Origin of the sequence: Microbacterium sp. BH-3-3-3, assembly GCF_007679045.1 — a bacterium.
Taxonomy (GTDB): Bacteria; Actinomycetota; Actinomycetes; order Actinomycetales; family Microbacteriaceae; genus Microbacterium; species Microbacterium algihabitans.
In genome coordinates this window covers 797272-815647 of sequence record NZ_VEFS01000001.1, presented here as the reverse complement: position 1 = coordinate 815647, position 18376 = coordinate 797272, and the positions used below count along the sequence as shown (strand labels likewise).

Genomic DNA, 18376 nt, shown 5'->3' with positions numbered 1-18376 from the left:
TGACGGCCGCACACCTCACCACGCGGCGCGGGGCAACGGGGCGAAGCGATAGTGTGGCCGGGCGCCACCCGGGAGGACCCATGACCGAAACCGTCGAGCGGCCCGTCTCGGGAGTCCGTCGAGACGCCCCCCACCGGCCCGCTCTGCTGGCGAATGTGGGGGCCGCCGCCGCGTTCGGCAGTGCCGCCCTCATCTGGTCGTGTCGTGCTTGGGATCCGAGCGTCCAATACGTCAGCCAGTTGGGCGCGACCGCGATGCCCACGGCCCCGGTGTTCAACCTCGCGCTGCTCCTGCTCGCCGTGGCCGCGGTGCTGGTGGATCGCGCGCTCGTTGCGCGGCCGGTCGGCTACGTCGTGGGGTGGCCCGTGGCGACGACCCTGCTGATCTGCGGGCTCTGCTTCGGCGTCGCCTCCGTGGTCACGTGCTCGCCGGGCTGTCCCGTTCCCTTCACTCCCGGTTCGCTCCCTCAGGATCTCCTGCACATCACGTTCGCCGTGCTGGGATTCGTGCTCGCGATCGTCGCGATGGGGCAGGTCGCGATGATCCGCCGTCGTCCGTGGATGCGCGCGACGAGCGTGGTCACGCTCATCGCGGTCGGCGTCACCGCTTTCACCGGGGCGATGATCGCCCTCTTCCGGGGGGACACCGCGCTGGGCGGCAACCTCGAGTTCACGGCCGCCACCCTGGCGATCGCCTGGTTCGGTGTATTCGGACTGCAGGTCGCCGCCGACCATCGCCAGGCCGTCCGCCGGGGCTCGTCGGTCTGAATCGGTCCGCCGAGCGATTACCGTGTCTCGCGTGCGACTTCACCGACTCCGACGGTTGCTGACCTGGCTGCTGTCGTTCGCCGCGCTCGTGGTCATCCTCGCGGTGCTGCGCGGTGCAGGCGTTCCCCTCTCGGTGCCGGGGGTGCTGATCGTGGTTGCGGCGCTGGTCCTCGCGCGCGTCGTCATCGGACGTGCGCGTCGCCGGCGCCGCGACCGTGCGATCACTCCACCTCGGTCTCGATGAGACCCCAGGCGTGCGCGGCGCGGATCGCGCTCGATCTGTCGGAGACCTCGAGCTTGCGGTAGAGGCTCTGCAGCTGGGTCTTGACGGTGTTCGGCGAGACCACGAGCGCTCGGGCGATGTCGGCGATCGTCGAGGTCGGCGTCAGCTGTGCCAGCACGACCTGCTCCCGACGCGTCAGGTGCGGAACGCTCACCGACGAGGCGAAGAACGAGGCGCGCTTCTCCACCTGCTCTCGTGCCGTCGGCGACAGCATCCGCAGCACGAGGGCACGGTCCTCCGGCGCGACCGCACTCCACGGACTCCACAGGCCGTAGCGCATGCTCAGCGCCTCGGCGCGCTGCACGGCCGAGCGGTGCGCGGCCACGCCGTTCAAGCGGACGTCGGCGACGATGCTGACCACCAGGCTCTCCAGAGCGGCCCGGGGAGACGGCTCATGGTGCAGACCCCACTTCACGCTCATCACGAAGGCCTCGTGGGCGCGTCCGGCGTACAACTGCGAGAGCGCGATCGCCGGAGCGGTCGTCGACGACAGGGCGAAGGGCCCTTCGAACAGAGCCAGCGCTTTGCGCGCCTGGCGCAGCGCGATGAGCACCCGGGCGCGCGCGGTGAGGATCTGCGTGGACTGGAAGTGCGACGGCGGCGTGCTGCGCGCGCGTGCGGTCCACGACCGCAAAAGACCGAGAGCATCGGGCGCCGCCTCCGACAGCAGGTAGGACTGCACGTGCACGGCAGCGGCGTAGGGCCAGAGCTCGCGCGCGCCCGCAGTGGCGCTGACGTCGTCGAGGATCGATCGCGCAGCGGGAGCGTCGCCCTCTTCGAGGAGGAGCCACGCGGTCGCGATGCGCATCCCTTCCCCCCAGGGCGAAGCCGCCCAGTCGTCCTCGGCGCTCTGACGCGCGATGTTGCGAGCCTCGGCGACGTCGCCCTCCATCAGGGCGATGATTGCGCGGGCCCCCCGGGCGCGGAGTTTGCGGGCGGGGGGAGCGACCCGCTCGGACTGGGCCAGCGCGAGACCGGCATCGCGCAGCTTGCCCATCGCGAACGAGGTCATGGCCACCTGGTACCACCCCTCGGCGGTCGCGTCCGCACCGGATTCCGACGACCGGCGTAGCGCGTCGGAGAGCAGTGAGGCGGCTTCGGTCGCGAGGGCGAAACGGCCGGCCGCTCGCAGGATGCCGACGCGGAGGACGAGCGATTCGACATCGGTCGATGAGGCGCTCTTCGCGTCGGGCAGCTGCGTCAGCACCCGGACGGCGGCGGTCGGGGTCTCGGCCGAGCAGGCGGTCTGCGGATCGAGGGCGAGCAACGCGTCCATGGTCCGCGGAGTCAGCGGCGCCGTCGTCCGCAGCACTCCGACCAGCCGGGAGAAGGCCGCCTTGTCGCGCGCCCAGATCTCGGGTCCGGAGGACCGCAGGATCGAGGCGAGCATCTCCCACCGTTCGGCACCGGCTGCCATCTGCGCGGCTCGCACTTGCTCGCCGCCGCGGACGAGGTGGTCGAGCAGCTTCGACTGGGCGGAGCTGACGAGCTCGGGCTTGCGCGTGCCGATGTCGCGGAGCCACTGCTCCCGGACCGGCTCCGCGAGGGTCAAGCGCGTCGCGCTCGGCCACATGAACCCCGCGCTCTGCAGTTCGCTCATCAGCTGGCGGACCGAGCCGACCGTCGGATCGATCCCCAGCGCGTCCGCGAGGGGCACGGTGACGTACGGGGCGACCGCGAGAAGGCGGACCTCGTCGGTGATGACCTGCGACAGGCGCTCCTCCATGTCGGCCGTCAAGGTCGCCCCGGCGTGCTCCGCCGCGACGATGGCCTCGTCTCGGGTGCGTAACGGGAGGCCCTCGAGCCGGAGGCGGGCGGCGACGAGCTGACACAGCGCCGGCCAGCCGTGCGTGCGCTCGACGAGGGTCTCGACCCCCACCTCTGTGCTCTCGACGCCGTTGAGTGCGAGGACGGACGCCACCTCCTGCTGCGACATCAGCAGGTGCGGGGCGGGGACGACCTGCACGTCGAACTCGAGAGCGACCAGCGGGCTCTCGAGCCCTGTCGCCTGGCGGGTGGCGACGACGATGCGAAGGGCCGTGTCGGCGCGCAGGAGGGCGAGGACGTCGTCGGTCGTGAGTCCCTCGGCCTCGTTGAAGTTGTCGATCAGCAGCACGTGCAGGCTCGGTCCGTCCGAGAAGGCGTCGAGGACGCGCGAGAGTTCTTTCGCACCCGTCACGCCGCCGTCGATGAACTGCACGCCGCGCTCCGGGTCGTGCTCCATAGAGGCCGCGAACTGGCGCAGCAGCGAGGTCTTTCCGACGCCGGCGGGACCTCGTAGGAGCACGACGTCGCTCGACATGGCCTCGCGCACGCGGGCGATCGCCTCGTGGCGCGTCGTCCAGAATCGGCTGGTCCGGCGGATCGCACGGATGCCATCGGGCGCTGTCTCCACATCGATCAGCATGAGTACCTCCAAAGTGTCGCGACGTCGGCGCTCTCGGGCGAGCGCGATCTCCACGCGGCGGTGTGCCGTGCGTGTCGAGATGATCTTCGGGGTGATGCGGCATTCGATCCGTCGAAACGGCGATCTTTCATCCCCCTTGTCATCCCCTCATCACCCCCTGCTCTTCACCCTTTTTTCTCACCCTCCGGCGGTCCGGCCGGTGGGCCGGCGGTGCCTCGCAGCGCGGGACCCTGTCGGTCAGCGGGCTCCGCCGATGCGGTGGCTGATCGGCGAGCGCCGTCTTTCGCCCGTCGCCGCGGTGCGAAGGCGCGCGCGAAGAGATCTCGGACTCGTGCCTATGCTGCGGCGACCCGGCGGTGTCTCCGCCGCATCGCGAAAGGCGGATCCGAGTGGACATGCAGAAGGTCGTGCGCATCTTGCGCGCCTACTGGAAGGCGATCGTCGCCTTGACGATCGTGGGGAGCTTGGCGGGGTTCGCCTGGAGCGCCGTGCAACCGCGCGTCTACACCGCCGACGCCAGCGGGTACGTCGCGGCCACCTCGTCGGACGGGTCGACGGGAGCAGCCCTCGCCGGAGACCAGCTCGCGCTGTCGAAGGTCAAGTCGTTCGTCGACATGGGCTACTGGCGCAGCGTCGCCGAGTCGGCGCGGCAGCAGTTGGGGGTCGATGACAGCCCGGAAGACCTCGTGCAGCGCATCCACGTGTCCAATCCGGTCGACACCGTGAACATCCGGGTGGATGCCACGGGGTCGACGCCCGAAGCGGCCCGCGATCTCGCCGAGGCCTGGATCCACGGCATGACCTCCGAGGTCAACGGATTGGAGACGGGCGGGAACGGTGAAGGCGCCGTGCGTCTGATCGCCGGGGATTCCGCGCGCCTCCCCGACGCTCCGTCGTCTCCGAACGTCAAGCTCGACGTGCTGATCGGCGGTCTGCTCGGTGCCGTGGCCGGTGTCGTGTTCGCGCTCGTGCGCCGGGCGTTCGATCGCCGGCTGCGCAACGCCCGCGACGTCACCGACGCCGTCGACGCGTCGGTCGTCGGTGTGCTCCCCGTCGACAAGGACCTCGCCGGCGGTCGAGCGGTGTTCTCGTTCGACGACATCAAGGACGGTCGGGGATCGTTCGCTCACAAGGAGGCCATGCGCGAGTTGCGCACGAACCTCCAGTACGTCGACGTCGACCGCCCCGCCCGCATCATGGTGATCACGAGTCCGCTCCCCGGTGACGGCAAGTCCACCACTGCGGCGAACCTCGCAGTCAGCATCGCGGCCACGGGACAGTCCGTCATCCTGATCGACGCCGACCTGCGACGACCGGTGCTGGGCGGCATCTTCGGCTTCTCCGATGACGTGGGGCTCTCGGACGTCCTCGCCGGCCGTGCACAGATCGAGCAGGTCGCACATCAGGTCGATGAGCACGGGCGCCTGTTCGTCGTGGCGGCCGGGCGCACGCCGCCCAACCCCACTGAGATGGTCGGTTCTCAGCGCATGCAGGCGCTGACCCGCAAGCTCGCCGAAGACCTCGTGGTGATCATCGATTCCCCGCCCACGTTGGCGGTGGCGGATGCGGCCGTCATCGCGAGCTGGGCGGACGGGGCCGTGCTGGTGGTCACGGTCGGCCGTACGACCGACGACATGCTCACGCGCGCGACCGAGAACCTCGCGAAGACCCGTGGCCGCCTCCTGGGCGTCGTGCTGAACCGGATGCCGCTGCGCGGCGCGGACTCGAGCTACTACGGAGCCCAGTACGGCGGCTACTACGGCTACGGCGTGCCGGCCTCGACTCGGGGACCCTGGTGGCGCCTCCGGCGCCGGGTACCGGCGGAGGCGGGCGCGGTATCGGACGCGGATTCCGCGTCGCGTCGCGCGTCCGGCGGTGTCCCGCCGGAGAACGTGCGAGGGCTGCGGACTCTCGCCCACCGGAGGACGACTGGCGCGCCTGTGGGTGAGCCGACTGGTGATCCGGCCATGGTCGGAGCCCCCTCGGGAGCGGAAGACTCCGCGCACCTGCGCCGTTCGCGGGGGAAGTGAACCTCCGCACCTGACAACGTGCAAAGGGGGGAGGCGCCGATCCGATGGATCGGCGCCTCCCCCCTTGTTCGTCAGTGCGCGGTGTCGCCGGGAGCCACGACCGCCTTGAACGTGCGGGCGAGGATCACGATGTCGCCGACGAGGGACCAATTCTCGACGTAGAAGAGGTCGAGTCGGAGGGCATCGTCCCAGGCCAGCGCGGATCTGCCGCTGACCTGCCAGAGCCCGCTCATCCCCGGGCGCACCATGAGCCGACGGTGGGCGTCGTCGTCGTAGAACTCCACTTCCGCGTCGCGCTGCGGGCGCGGGCCGACGAGGCTCATCTGCCCGCCGAGGACGTTGAAGAGCTGCGGCAGCTCGTCGAGCGAGTACTTGCGCAACCATCGCCCGACAGGCGTGATGCGGGGGTCGTTGTCGATCTTGAACAGGGGAGTGCCCTCGCGCCCCTGTTCGGCGAGCAGCTCCTGCAGCCGCGCGTCGGCTCCGTCGATCATCGATCTGAACTTCAGCATGCCGAAGTGCGCGCCGCCCTGTCCGACGCGCTCCTGGCGGAAGAAGACCGGTCCCGGCCCCGAGGCGCGCACGAGCAGGGCGAGCACCGCGAAGACGGGAGCGAGGGCGAGCACGAGCACACCGGCTCCGGCGATGTCGAAGACGCGCTTCAGAACGCGCTGGGTGGCGGAGAACTGCGGCGTCTCGACATGCACGAGGGGCAGGCCTGCGACCGGCCTCGTGTGGAGCCGGGGGCCGGCGACATCGATGAGGTTCATCGCGACGATGAGGTGGTGTCGGCCGGAGTCGAGGCTCCAGCCGATCCTGCGGATGTCTGCGGGCTGGAGGACCGCTCCGCCCGAGACGAGCACGCCGTCGGCGCCGGACGTCGCCAGACACTCGCGCAGGGCGTTCGCCTCCTCGTCCGACCACGCGGGGCCCGATCCCGCGCGAGAGAGGGCGAGCACTCCGACGACGTGGAGGCCGGCGCTCGGCTGGCGAGAGAGTTCGCCGGCGACGCGCTCGTTCTCGTCTGCGGCTCCGACGAGCACCACTCGCGTGCTCATGGCCCCCGCGGCGCGACGGCGGGAGAGCCATCGCCGGCTCAGGAGCCGCCCGCACAGAAGGCCGGCGGTGCCCAGCGGGAGGCTCAACAGGAAGTAGCCACGCGAGAGCTCCGCGTCGCTCAGGTAGGCCACGATCGAGACGAGCCCGAACATCTGCATCGACGCGGCGAGGATGAGGCGGTACTCGGCTGCTCCGTAACCGATGACGCGAGGCTGGCGAGTACCCCAGAGGAACAGGGCCGCCAGCCAGGCCGCCGCGAGACCGAAGGACACCGCCGTATAGGTGACGGGCGCGGATGCCACGTGCACAGGGTCCGGGCCGAGCCAGGCCACCTGCGCACCGAAGACGGCCGCGGCGATCACCGCGGTGTCGACGGCGGCCACCACGTGGGAGTACTTCCTCTGCCAGGGCGTGCGCACGCCCCTGCCGGACCGGGTGAGATTGTCGGACTCGACGGATGAGGCGACGAGTGAGACGGAAGAGTTCATGCATACTCCGCAGTCCATGCCCGGGGGCTGATGATCCCCCCACCGCCCCGGGATGGTTTCGACGGTGGGCGCGGGGACTCTGCCACCTTCGCGGTGGTCGAAAGACCGGGGATCCGGGCGATGGTGCGGGGTGAAGCCCGTTCCTTGGTGCGCTCGTCACTCCGGTGGTGCGTCCACGCCGAGCGGCTCGCCCGCCGCCCGCACCGCACATAGCCCTCGCGCTCACCCCTGCGTCAGTTCGCCTCACCATGCCTCGAAGACCTCACTCAGAGGCGATCGAGGATGACGTAGGCATGTTTACATGTCTATGTGGGGGTGATGCACCGATCAAGCTTTACCTATGACCGATGCGCCCGACCCCTGGTCCGACTTCGTCCGCGAACTCGGCATGCGCATATTCCGCGCGCGCTCCGAACAGCACCTTTCGCAGGAGCAGGTCGCGCACGCTGCCGGGCTCGCGACCTTCACGTACCGGAAGCTGGAGAAGGGCGAGTCCAATCCGGGCACTTCCGCCAACCCGCGTCTGCGGACGATCGTGGCCGTCTCCGAGGTGCTCGGGGTGCCGCTGCCGGACCTCATTCCGACCCCGCCGAAGGGGCTGCCGCCCGAACGGTGAGGGCAGTGTCGGAGGTCTGTTGTTCACTGTGTTCGTGCCCGCCGATGTTCGGGTCGCCGAGTTCTGCGGCGGCCCCGAGAGAGAGGTGTCAGGCATGGCCGCTGATGATCGATTCGCCCGCGAGGTGAAGACCCGACGATGCTCCTACGAATGGTGCGTCACCGCGCACGGGGCGACCGTTCACCCCGACGACGAAGATCATCGCAGCGCGGGTCGCGGATTCCGAGCCTGGGTCCGCGACGGTTCCGGGCGGGGGACGGGGACGCTCAGTGACGTCGAGGTCGGCGCGCTCCGGCGCACCGACGACGATCGCACGTGGGTGGTCGTCGAGACGGGCGCGGGGATCGCCCTGGCTCTCGACGCCGACGCGGCTCGTTCGCTGGGGCGGCGGCTGACCGACGATCTGGGGCCGACCGGCGTCTTGCGATCCGTCTTCGACGACCGGTGATGTCGCTGCCCGGTGGCATGCGGATGACCCACGACGTCGTCGGGCGTCTGTGCGGCCGGAGTCAGGACGCCGCGGCTGCTTTCCGCGCGGCTCGCCGGTCGTGCACCCACGCCCACGCGGCCGAGCCCAGATAGAGCAGGCACAGCGGAAGGGCGATGATGAGCATGCTCATCAGGTCGGAGGGCGGCGTGACCGCAGCCGAGAAGACGACGATGATCACCAGCGCGACGCGCCACCCGCGGATGATCGTCCGTGCGCTCAGCACCCCGACGGCGTTCAGCAGGACCACGGCCAGGGGAGAGACGAAGGCGATTCCGACGCCGACGACGAGCTTGAGGAGGAAGTCGAAGTACTGACTCGCGGTGAGCAGGGTGGTCGAACCGGCCGGCGCGAAGCTCGCGAGCACGTGCACGATCTGCGGCATGACGCTCCAGCCGAAGAAGACGCCTCCGAAGAAGAGCGGAAGCGCCGTAGCGACGAAGACGATGCCCATCCGCCGTTCGCGCGAGGTCAGACCGGGAACGAGAAAGCCCCACACCTGGGACAGCCAGACGGGGGCCGCGAGCACGATGCCGAGCGTCATGGCGATCTTGAACCGCAGATCGAAGGCTTCGCCGAGTCGCGTGAAGTTGAGGCTGGTCGTCGAGGGACCCTGCACGGAGCTCAGCGGCGCCGATGCCGCCTCGATCACCAGGTCGGAGAGCAGGAAGCCGCCGACGGCCGCGACGATGATGGCGATCGCAGAGACCGTGGCGCGTCGACGGAACTCGGACAGATGGGACAGGAGGGACATGGCCCCGCCGCTCCCTGTGCCGTCGGCGTGTCGGCTTCGGCGCCGATCGCGCACGCGGGTGCGGGAGCTCACGTGGACGACGACGGGCCTGACGGATTGCGGCCCGGCTGGTCGTTCGCCGTCGCGGAAGAGGGCGCCGACGCGGGTTCCGTCTTGTCGCCCTTCGCCTCGCGCGTCTCGGCGCGCAGAATGCGAACCGATTCACCGACGCTCTTGGCGAGGCTCGGCAGCTTGGCGGCACCGAACAAGAGGAGGACGACCGCCAGGATGAGGAGCAGGTGCCAGCCAGAGAACGCATTGCCGAAAATACCCATGTGGGAACCCTTCGATAGACGGCGGTACTCCTCATGCTTGACGCCCGACATCATGAGAAGGGGGCGCGGGTGCGCGAACATCGCCCGGACCCCGAGGAAATTCACCCGGTTGGCGAAGAAAGGCCGATCGGCCGACTGCGCCGGTTCACGCGTTCTACTGGAGCGGCGGGGCGAGCTCTCGCAGAAGAGGGGGCGTGATGCGCGCATGCCGTTCATGACCGTCGATCGCATCCTCGTGCTGTGCACGGCGAACATGATCCGCTCACCGTTCGTGGCCGGATTGCTCTCGTCGCGGCTGCCGCAGGCGCGGGCCGGACGCCTCGCGGTGCACAGCGCCGGGACGGCGGCGCGACCCGGGCACGCGGTGCCCGAGGACGTCCTGCGAATCGGACGGACCTACGGGTTGTCGCTCGACACCCATCGCTCGCGCCGTCTGGACGAGAGCCTCCTGCGGGCGGGCGACACGGTGCTGTGCGCGGAAGCCGCTCACCGTCGCGTCGTGCTCGATCTGCGCCCGGATCTCATCGCCTCCACGTTCACGATCCGCGAGTTCGCCCGGCTGACCGAGGCTCCGTCCGTGCGTGGTTCGGCCGGTTCGTGGGCGGAGCTCGTGCGCGCCTGCGCCGGTGCCCGACTCGCCTCGGCGGGCACGAACGCCGAGACCGACGACATCGTCGACCCCGTCGACGGACCCGCCTCGGCGTGGTTCGCGTTCGAGCGCCAGGCCACCGGCGCCGTCTCGGCGATCCTGGGCGCCGTCGGATCGTTGCGACCCACCGGCCCGAGTGCCTCCGCCGCCGATCCGGCCCCCCGCACGCGGCGGGAGTACCGACAGGCGCAGCTCACGCCGTCAGACCCGCCCGCCCCGTGGAGGAAGTGACATGTTCGATTTCGGACTCGACAAACTGCTCCTCGTCGGAATCCTCGTCGGGGTGATCCTCGGACCCTCACGGCTGCGCGAGCTTCGTCAGACGATCCCGCGCTCACTGGGTCGGCTGCACGCCCTTTACCTCGAGGGGCGGTCGCAGGTCGTCGACGAACTCGACGATCTGGCGCCGGATTGGCGCGAGTACGACCCGCGCGCTCTTCATCCGCGCCGGATCCTGCGCGAACTCGCCGACACCGCCGCGCGGGATGCGGCGACGGGAGGGGAGCAGACGACCGCGGACGCCTCTCAGGGTGAGTCGGAAGGTGAGGGGGGCGACGCCAAGGAACGGCGTGAGTCGAGCGCTGGCTCGCCTCACCCCGTGTCCGTCACGGCGGAGGACTCGCCGAGCGAGGTGCCCTCCGCTCCGCCGGATGGCGAGACGTCAGAGGCGCCCGGAGGGGACGAGCTCGTGCGGGGCGCCCGCGACCGAGAGGACCGACTCGGACTCGGCGCGGGTGATCATCCGACCCACCCCGACGCCGACGGCGACGGACGCGAGCGCCCAGACGATGACGGCACAGAACACAGCGGCGAGAGCGATCATGGGACTTCTCCTTCGTAGCCCGATTGCCCACCGGTGAGGTGGTTGATGTCACGGTAGCGCCGCGGACGGCCCGGACGCGGCATCCGGAGACCATCGATTCGCGCGTGTCAGCCTTTTCTGGTGAACGTTCTGCGGACGATGCGCAGGAGTCCGAGGAATCCGAAAAGGCCGATCACGGCGCCGAGCACGCCGAACAGCGTGATCGATCCGCCCAGAACGGGACCCCCGCCGGCGACCACGAGGACCACGGCGAGGACGACGGCGGCGATGGAGACCAGCGTCGAGGCGATCTCGGCGGTGGTGCGGCCGAGGATGCCGCCCACGTCGTCGCCGCTCTCGCCGCGGAGGGTGATGCCGATCGACCCCTTCTCGGCGCCGGCGAGGAGGTTCTCGAGGCGACGGGGGATGCGCTGCAGCCGGGCGAGCGAGATGACGCTCTGCGCTTGCAGGTCGGTGAGCATCTTCTTCGCCGAAACGGTGCGCCGCAGAAGGCTCGGCATGAGCGGGAGGGCTTCTCCGACCATGTCGAAATCGTCGACGATGACCCGGAGGCACCCCTCGAGCGTGGCGAAGCTGCGGAACGCCGAAGCCAGCTCGCCCGGGAGCGCGATGTGGTGTTGGCGAATCACATCCACCATGCGGGTGAAGATCGAACCCTGCCCGGTGGTGCGCAGGTGTTCGGTCGTGAGCACGATACCGACATCGTGGCGGAAGGCCTCGACGTCGAGGTCGTCGGGAGGATCGACGATCAGCAGCAGGGCGTCGGTGGCCGCGACGTCGTTCTCGCTCAGGGCGGCGAGCAGGAACGCGGTCATGTGCTGGCGACGGCTGCGCTCGATCACTCCGACGGCGCCGAAGTCGATGAGCCCGAGGGAGCCGTTCTCGCGGAGGAGGACATTGCCCGGATGCAGATCGGCGTGGAAGACCCCGTAGACGAGGATCTGTTCGATCACCGTCGACATCAACACCCGTGCGAGCCGTTCCCGGTCGTCGGCGGTCATCGCTGCCAACCGCTCGGCGGAATCGCTCAGTGCGGTGCCGTCGACGAGCTCCATCGTCAGGACGCGCTGATGCGAGGCTGCCGCGTGGATCCGCGGAACGGTGACCATGCTGCGGCGGTCGGGCTCCGCGCGGTCGATGAGATCGACCGTCGAGGCGACCATCATGGTGTTGCGGGCCTCGATGCGGTAGTCGAGCTCCTCGAGCAGGGTGGCGGTGAAGCCGCGCGCGACCGACTCGATGCGCAGATCGCGCCCGACGCGCGTGCGCATCTCGGCCCGGTGCGCGAGTCGGCCGATGATGTCGGCATCCGCCTCCACTTGGGCGCGCGCGGCGGGACGCTGCACCTTCACGACCACGGCGGTGCCGTCGAGAAGGTGCGCGCGGTGGACCTGCGCGACGGAGGCAGCGGCGAGGGGAGAGGGGTCCACGTCGGCGTACACCTGATCGAGGGGGCGACCGAGGTCCGTCTCGATCACCGCCCGCACGGTGTCCCACGGCAACGTGGTCGCCTTCGTCTGAAGGGAGGCGAGCGCGCTCAGGTAGGGCTCCGGGATGAGGTCTCGACGGGTCGAGAGCACCTGCCCGAGTTTGACGAAGCTGACCCCGGCGTCGTTGATGGTCGCGACGATCGCGTTCGCGCGTTCCTCGGAGGTGCTCAACTGCTCTTCGACCCGTGAACGACCGCCGTGGAACAGCCAGCCGACGCCGTGACGCGAGGCGATGGCGAGGATCTCCAGGTACCGGCGCGTGCGCTTTCGCTGGCGCAGCGCGGCGCGCACGAGATCGACGGGGTTGGGGAGCGCGCGCGTGGGGAAGATCGCCTCGCTCGCGACCAAGGCGGCGACGCCCAACGCGAAGACCCACGCGAGGGAGAGGGCGATCAGCCCGACCCACAACCACACGTCGTCCGCGGGGATGGGCGTCGTGGCATCCGGAAGCCCTGTCTGGCGCAACGTCCACTGCGTGAACGGCACGCCGAGGAAGAAGACGAGCAGGCCGACCACGATGCTGCGCGGCCACCCCACTGCGGTGCCGAGGACGCGGCGGGCCACGAACCCCACGAGCACCGCAGACACGATGGCGGAGATCGAGATGAGCAGAGTGGCGACCACGGGGTCAGCGTATCGGCCCGTCGCTCACCCGCCACGAGGCGGACGCGCGGGCGGTCAGTGGTGGAGTTCGCGCAACAGCTTCTTCCCGCGCTTCTCCGCCGCGGACGCGGCCTTCTTGGCAGCCTTGTGACGACGCTTGCGTGCCCGGGGGTCGTCCCAGAGTCGCACCAGTTGGTGCCCGACCGATTCGCGGTTCTTCACCTGCACTCGCGACGAGCGCGCACCGACGACGTACGCGACGACCGCGATCGCGCCGATCAGGATGATCTTGTTGCGCATGGCATCCTCCTCTGGATCCGGATCCGCCGCGTGCCGACACGGAGGTCGTGGGCACGGACGAGACCCTCATCACTCAGACGTGTCGACCACCGCATTCGTCACGCGATTCACGACGGGCGACGCGCAACGACGACGAACGCCCCGACCGGAAGGGGTCGGGGCGTTCGTCATCACGGGAGGCTCAGGGGCGGCCCATGCCGAAGTAGGTCCATCCGGCCGCACGCCAGGCTGCGGGGTCGAGGCAGTTGCGGCCGTCGATGACGACGCGGCCGCGCGCGAGCGACGCGGCGTGCTCGGGGGAGAGCTCGCGGCGGTACTCGTCCCACTCCGTGACCACGATCACGGCGTCGGCATCGCGCAGGGTCGCGTCGAGGTCGGCGTCGTAGGTCAGCTGGGGATGGATGCGTCGCGCGTTCTCGATCGCGGCCGGGTCGGTGAGCGTCACGTGAGCACCGAGCCCGTGCAGGCGGACGGCGACGTCGAGCGCGGGGGAGTCGCGGATGTCGTCGCTGTGAGGCTTGAAGGCCGCACCCAGGACGGCGATCTTCTTCTCGAAGACGCTCCCGTCGAGCGCCTGCGTGGCGAGCTCGACGGCGCGGTCACGACGGCGCAGGTTGATCGCGTCGATCTCGCGAAGGAAGGCGACGGACTCGCCGCGACCGAGCTCCTCCGCGCGAGCGGAGAAGGCGCGGATGTCCTTGGGCAGGCATCCGCCGCCGAAGCCGATCCCGGCGCCGAGGAATCGTCGGCCGATGCGGGCGTCGTGGCCGATGGCGTCGGCGAGGGTCGTGACATCGGCTCCGGTGACCTCGGCGATCTCCGCCATGGCGTTGATGAAGCTGATCTTCGTCGCGAGGAAGGCGTTCGCCGACACCTTGACGAGCTCGGCCGTGGCGTAGTCGGTGACGATGAAGGGCGTGCCCTTGGCGATCGACGGGTGGTAGACCTCGCGGAGGACCTGGGCGCAACGCTCGCCCTCGGCCGTCGGGGCACCGTCGTCGGAGGGGACGCCGGCCACGAGACGGTCGGGATCGACGGTGTCCTGTACGGCCCAGCCCTCGCGGAGGAACTCGGGGTTCCACACGAGGGTCGCACCGCGCTCGGCGACGCGCGGTGCGAGACGCGCGGCCGTGCCCACGGGAACAGTCGATTTTCCGGCGACGATGTCGCCCTCGCTGAGGAAGGGCAGCAGGGCGTCGACGGCCGCGTTGACATAGGTCATGTCGGCGGCGTGCCCACCGGCTTGCTGCGGGGTGCCGACACCGATGAAGTGCACCACGGCGCCCTGCGCCGCGGACATCTCGGTCGTGAACGACAGACGACCAGAGGCGATGCCCTCGGTCAGAATCTCCTGCAGACCGGGCTCGAAGAAGGGGGCCTCCCCGCGGGAGAGCGCCGCGATCTTGCGCTCATCGACGTCGATCCCGACGACCTCGTGACCGATGGAAGCCATCGCGGCGGCGTGCACCGCTCCGAGATAACCGCATCCCACTACAGACAAACGCACTATTTAGCCTTTCGGGTAGGTGTGGACGCACTTCCGCGGGGCGGAGCGCGTTCCCGCGACCACGCGGGCGGACATCATGCGGCTGTTTCGCCCGGCGCCAGGGTGGCGCGAGCCGTCTTGCCGAGGATGACGAAGTCGCCGAGGAGCGTCCAATTCTCCACGTAGGAGAGATCCAGTCGCACCGACTCCTCCCAGGATAGAGAGGAGCGGCCGCTGACCTGCCACAGACCGGTGATCCCGGGCTTGGCCAGGAAGCGGCGGTGCACGTGATCGGCGTAGACGGCGACCTCGGACGGCAACGGAGGACGCGGGCCCACGAGCGACATCGAGCCGCCGATCACGTTGAACAGCTGGGGGAGTTCATCGAGGCTGAACTTGCGCATGATCCGCCCGATCGGGGTGACGCGCGGATCGTTCTTCATCTTGAACAGCACTTCGTTACCCGAGTCGCGGTCGTCGGCGGCCAGCTGCGCCAGCAACGCCTCGGCATCCACCACCATCGACCGGAACTTGATCATGGTGAACTCGCGTCCGCGGAAGCCCACGCGGGTCTGCCGGAAGAAGATCGGCCCCTCGCTCGAGAGCCGCACGGCGGCCATGAGGAACAGCAGGAGCGGGCTGAGCAGCACGACGCCGACCGATGCCGCGATCAGGTCGACGCTGCGCTTGAGGAAGCTCTGCCCCTTGGAGAACTTCGGGGTCTCGACGTGGATGAGGGGGAGTCCGGCGACGGGGCGCGTGTGCAGGCGCGGGCCGGCGATGTCGACGATGCTCGGGGCGAGCACGAGGTGCTGACGACCCGCCTCGAGACTCCAGGAGATCTGCTTCACCTTGGACGCCGGCAGATCGTCGGCGCTCGTGATGGCGACGGTGTCGGCGCCGGTCGCCTGCAGGGCGCGGGTCACGTCGCCGACCTGGCCCATCACGGGGATCGAGGTCCCGGGGATGACGTCGGCGACCTTTCCGTTGGGGACGCATGCCCCCACCACTCGGTAGCCGGCGCTCGGCGTGCGGGCGAACTCCTGGGCGAGGTGCGTGACCGAGGGGAGGGATCCGACCAGGAGGACGCTCGCCGAAGACAGGCCGCGCGAGCGCTGGAACACGAGCCACTGCCGCCACATCCACCGCGTGAAGATGAGTACGAGGATGCCGGCGGGGAGGCTGATGAGGAGATAACCGCGCGCGACGTCGATCTGCGTGAGGAAGGCGACGATGGCGATCGTGCCGAAGAGGCGGAAGCTCGAATCGGCGATGCGCACGTATTCCTGCGAGCCGGTGCCGATGACGCGGTCGCTGCGGGAGTCGACGAACGACAGCGACCACATCCACGTCACGATGACGATCGCCGAGAAGACCCAGTACGACAGATCCGAGATGCGGCTGTCGCTGCCTGCGGCGACCTGCGCGTTGCCGAGGCCGAACCAGAGCAGCTGCGTGCCGTAGACCACCCAGACGAGCGCGAAGAAGTCGGTGATGGCGAGGTTGCGTCGGTAGCGGCGCCGCCACGGGTCGGGGGACGGCGCTGGGGGCACACGAGGCGCGACGGTCTGCGGCCCCGGGGTCTGCGCCTGTGGGTCGTCAGGAAGCGGTGCGTCCTCGGCGGGCAGGCCCGTCCGCACGTCAAAGGCCACGATGTGATGCCCCTCCCCCGGGGTTCGAGCGCGCCGATATCGACTTGTGAAAGATAACAGGCTCGATTCGTCGGCGTCGGCGACCTTTGCGAACTGTCATTCGTCCGAAACATGAACGTTGCGTCCGTGCGCGGGACGGCCGGGTCGTGGCGGCGGGAAGGACGCGTCGTTTACACTCGGGGCGGGCCGGGGGGACCCCCCGGTGTCCGTCATTCTCGGCCTCGCCAGGGCGAGACCCCCACCCGCCGCCGGAAGGCCTTCGATGTCACGCGCTGATCTGCGCCCGAGGCCTCCGCGCCGACGCCTCTCGGCGGGGCTCATCGCGGCGCTCGCCATGGCCGTGGTGGTCGTCAGCGCCGTCGCGGGTGTGTTCGCGTTCGCCCTCCTGCGACCCGGTGGCGACCCCGTCGCGGCCTCCGCGTCACCGTCGGCGTCATCCGTTCCGACGAAATCGCCATCGGCGCAGCCGACCCCCACCGCGAGCGACACGCCGACTTCGACTCCGACGCCGCCTCCGCCTCCCGCGGTGTCTTCTCCCGCGGCTCAGCCGTGCGAGTCGGGCGCGACGATGCTGACGGTCTGGGCGCATCCCGACGACGACATCATCTTCGCCAACCCGATGATCTCCGACGCCCTCGCTGCCGGCGAGTGCGTCCGAACGGTCTTCGTGACCGCCGGCGACGCGGGCAAGGGGATGGGGTACGTGAAGGCGCGCGAGCTCGGCATCCTCCGCGCCTACAACGCCATGCGAAAGAACGACGGGCTGTGGGATGCGCAGGAGTTCGACCTCTCCTCCGGGCTGCACGTGCGACGGCTCAGCCCCCAGGGCGACGCGCGCGTGTCGGTGCTGTTCCTGCGCCTTCCCGACGGCAACATCACCGACGGGGGATTCTCGGCGACGGGCTACGCCACCCTGAGCAAGCTGTGGGACGGGCAGAGCGCGACGCTCGCGCCGATCGACGGCGGATCCGCCGTCTCGCGCGATCAGCTCGTCGCGTCGATCGCCGAACTCGGAGCCGCGCTCACTCCCGCGCAGATCCTGACGCACATCCCGCGCGGCAGCGCCTTCGCGCCCGGGGACCATCCCGACCATTCGGTGGTGGGCAGCCTCGTGCGCGAGGCGATCGGAGCGAACGCGACCTTGGCACCCGGCATCCGGTACTTCGTCGGCTACCCGTCGCAGAACCTGCCCCGCAACCTCGACGACGCGACCCTCGACGCCAAGGTCGACACGTACCGCATCTACACCCAGCAGGACGACGTCATCCGGTGCGCGGACCGATCGGCGTGCCTGAAGACGCGGAAGTTCGGCGAGTGGCTGCAGCGGTCGTACCCCAAGACCGAGGCAGAGCTCCAGCTGGGCTGAGCGGGATCAGCTCTCGTCGAGGGAGTTTTCGACGGCGGTGCGCGCGTCGCGCTCGGCGATGATCTCGACGAAGTCCTTCACGGGGGCGTCGGCGTATTTGTCGACCGCCGCCACCGCCTCGTCGTGGATGACGTCGGACGGTGCGGCGGGGAAGCGCGCCTGAACGCGCTCCTCCACTTCGGCGATCGTTTCGTCCTTGTCGAAGCCCTCGCTGCGTTTCGTCATGGCCGGACCTCAGTGCTGGTAGGTGCCGTGCAGGATCGCGCGGCCGAGCGTTTTGAACGCCAGGTTGAACGAGACCACGGCGGGGGAGGCGTCGGCGTCGACGCCGAGGGTGTCCTCGCCCACGGCGTGAACGACGAAGAAGTAGCGGTGGATCTGGTCGCCCTCCGGCGGTGCCGCTCCCATGAAGCCGGCCTCGCCGCCGTCGTTCCGCACGTGGAACGCGCCGCCGGGCAGATCGGCGGCGGCCGCGCCCGTCGCCAGCTCCGTCACGTCGCCGGGGAGGTCGACGAGGACCCAGTGCCAGAACCCGCTCGGGGTCGGCGCGTCGGGGTCGAAGCAGGTGACGACGAACGATTTCGTCCCCTCGGGTGCCCCCGACCAGCGCAGGTGCGGGGAGGTGTTGCCGCCGTCGGCGACCTGGTCGTCCTTCAGCGGCTGTCCGTCGGTGACGTCGTAGCTGACCACCTCGAACGAGGCGACGGCGGGGAGGAGCGGGTAGGGGTCCGGAGTCTGCGCGCGGGAGAGGTCGACCATGACGGGCACGTTAGGCGGCGCAGGTGACGTGTCGCGAGGGCTT

General features: G+C 69.8%; 19 protein-coding genes. 7 read left to right on the top strand and 12 right to left on the bottom strand.

What is annotated here, in order from left to right:
* Positions 1 to 80: 80 nt before the first annotated feature.
* Both FS769_RS03805 and FS769_RS03800 read left to right on the top strand, forming a co-directional pair.
* Complete coding sequence (locus tag FS769_RS03805) at positions 81 to 767, top strand: DUF998 domain-containing protein (RefSeq protein ID WP_144829588.1); 687 nt, start codon at positions 81 to 83, stop codon at positions 765 to 767.
* Between the two features lie 31 nt (positions 768 to 798).
* A complete protein-coding gene (locus FS769_RS03800) occupies positions 799 to 1011 on the top strand; it encodes a hypothetical protein (RefSeq protein ID WP_144829585.1) in 213 nt (70 codons plus the stop codon).
* On the opposite strand, the gene FS769_RS17040 is transcribed toward FS769_RS03800, so the two are convergent.
* A complete protein-coding gene (locus FS769_RS17040; protein ID WP_144829583.1) occupies positions 989 to 3457 on the bottom strand; it encodes a LuxR C-terminal-related transcriptional regulator in 2469 nt (822 codons plus the stop codon). The two genes, FS769_RS03800 and FS769_RS17040, sit on opposite strands and share 23 nt — an antisense overlap.
* Before the next feature lie 395 nt (positions 3458 to 3852).
* Here FS769_RS17040 and FS769_RS03790 point away from each other — a divergent pair, with 395 nt between their 5' ends.
* Positions 3853 to 5487 carry a polysaccharide biosynthesis tyrosine autokinase gene (locus FS769_RS03790; protein ID WP_230704519.1) on the top strand — a complete coding sequence of 545 codons (1635 nt, stop codon included), beginning with the start codon at positions 3853 to 3855 and terminating at the stop codon, positions 5485 to 5487.
* A 71-nt stretch (positions 5488 to 5558) separates the two neighbouring features.
* Here the strand turns inward: FS769_RS03790 and FS769_RS03785 are convergent, their stop codons facing one another.
* A complete protein-coding gene (locus FS769_RS03785) occupies positions 5559 to 7034 on the bottom strand; it encodes a sugar transferase (RefSeq protein ID WP_144829578.1) in 1476 nt (491 codons plus the stop codon).
* A gap of 340 nt (positions 7035 to 7374) precedes the next feature.
* Here FS769_RS03785 and FS769_RS03780 point away from each other — a divergent pair, with 340 nt between their 5' ends.
* Complete coding sequence (locus tag FS769_RS03780) at positions 7375 to 7650, top strand: helix-turn-helix domain-containing protein (RefSeq protein ID WP_144829575.1); 276 nt, start codon at positions 7375 to 7377, stop codon at positions 7648 to 7650.
* A 94-nt stretch (positions 7651 to 7744) separates the two neighbouring features.
* Positions 7745 to 8098, top strand: a complete 354-nt coding sequence (locus FS769_RS03775) for a hypothetical protein (protein WP_144829572.1) — start codon at positions 7745 to 7747, stop codon at positions 8096 to 8098.
* A 61-nt stretch (positions 8099 to 8159) separates the two neighbouring features.
* On the opposite strand, the gene tatC is transcribed toward FS769_RS03775, so the two are convergent.
* A complete protein-coding gene (gene tatC / locus FS769_RS03770) occupies positions 8160 to 8891 on the bottom strand; it encodes a twin-arginine translocase subunit TatC (protein WP_144829568.1) in 732 nt (243 codons plus the stop codon).
* A 68-nt stretch (positions 8892 to 8959) separates the two neighbouring features.
* Positions 8960 to 9421, bottom strand: a complete 462-nt coding sequence (gene tatA, locus FS769_RS17035; protein ID WP_230704188.1) for a twin-arginine translocase TatA/TatE family subunit — start codon at positions 9419 to 9421, stop codon at positions 8960 to 8962.
* On the opposite strand from tatA, the gene FS769_RS03760 reads away from it, so the two are divergent.
* Positions 9420 to 10085 carry a hypothetical protein gene (locus FS769_RS03760; protein ID WP_186325410.1) on the top strand — a complete coding sequence of 222 codons (666 nt, stop codon included), beginning with the start codon at positions 9420 to 9422 and terminating at the stop codon, positions 10083 to 10085. The two genes, tatA and FS769_RS03760, sit on opposite strands and share 2 nt — an antisense overlap.
* A 103-nt stretch (positions 10086 to 10188) precedes the next feature.
* Here FS769_RS03760 and FS769_RS03755 read toward each other — a convergent pair whose 3' ends face one another.
* From FS769_RS03755 to FS769_RS03735, 6 genes are all read right to left on the bottom strand, one after another.
* Entirely contained in the window at positions 10189 to 10449 is a 261-nt protein-coding gene (locus tag FS769_RS03755; protein WP_144829558.1) for a hypothetical protein, read from the bottom strand.
* Between the two features lie 66 nt (positions 10450 to 10515).
* Positions 10516 to 10677 (bottom strand): hypothetical protein, encoded by a 162-nt coding sequence (locus FS769_RS16760; protein ID WP_186325409.1) that lies wholly within the window; start codon positions 10675 to 10677, stop codon positions 10516 to 10518.
* Positions 10678 to 10784: 107 nt separating this feature from the next.
* The gene (locus tag FS769_RS03750; protein ID WP_144829555.1) at positions 10785 to 12791 is read right to left on the bottom strand and encodes an AarF/ABC1/UbiB kinase family protein; all 2007 of its coding nucleotides are present in this window, start codon (positions 12789 to 12791) and stop codon (positions 10785 to 10787) included.
* 54 nt (positions 12792 to 12845) lie between these two features.
* Complete coding sequence (locus FS769_RS03745; RefSeq protein ID WP_144829552.1) at positions 12846 to 13070, bottom strand: hypothetical protein; 225 nt, start codon at positions 13068 to 13070, stop codon at positions 12846 to 12848.
* Positions 13071 to 13251: 181 nt separating this feature from the next.
* Positions 13252 to 14577, bottom strand: a complete 1326-nt coding sequence (locus tag FS769_RS03740) for a UDP-glucose/GDP-mannose dehydrogenase family protein (protein ID WP_144829550.1) — start codon at positions 14575 to 14577, stop codon at positions 13252 to 13254.
* Positions 14578 to 14651: 74 nt separating this feature from the next.
* On the bottom strand, positions 14652 to 16109 hold the full coding sequence (locus FS769_RS03735; RefSeq protein WP_144829547.1) for a sugar transferase: 1458 nt from the start codon (positions 16107 to 16109) through the stop codon (positions 14652 to 14654).
* A 361-nt stretch (positions 16110 to 16470) separates the two neighbouring features.
* Here FS769_RS03735 and FS769_RS03730 point away from each other — a divergent pair, with 361 nt between their 5' ends.
* Positions 16471 to 17574, top strand: a complete 1104-nt coding sequence (locus FS769_RS03730; protein WP_144829545.1) for a PIG-L family deacetylase — start codon at positions 16471 to 16473, stop codon at positions 17572 to 17574.
* A 6-nt stretch (positions 17575 to 17580) separates the two neighbouring features.
* Here FS769_RS03730 and FS769_RS03725 read toward each other — a convergent pair whose 3' ends face one another.
* Entirely contained in the window at positions 17581 to 17799 is a 219-nt protein-coding gene (locus FS769_RS03725; protein WP_144829542.1) for a three-helix bundle dimerization domain-containing protein, read from the bottom strand.
* Between the two features lie 9 nt (positions 17800 to 17808).
* Entirely contained in the window at positions 17809 to 18333 is a 525-nt protein-coding gene (locus tag FS769_RS03720; protein ID WP_144829539.1) for a YbhB/YbcL family Raf kinase inhibitor-like protein, read from the bottom strand.
* Positions 18334 to 18376: the final 43 nt, after the last annotated feature.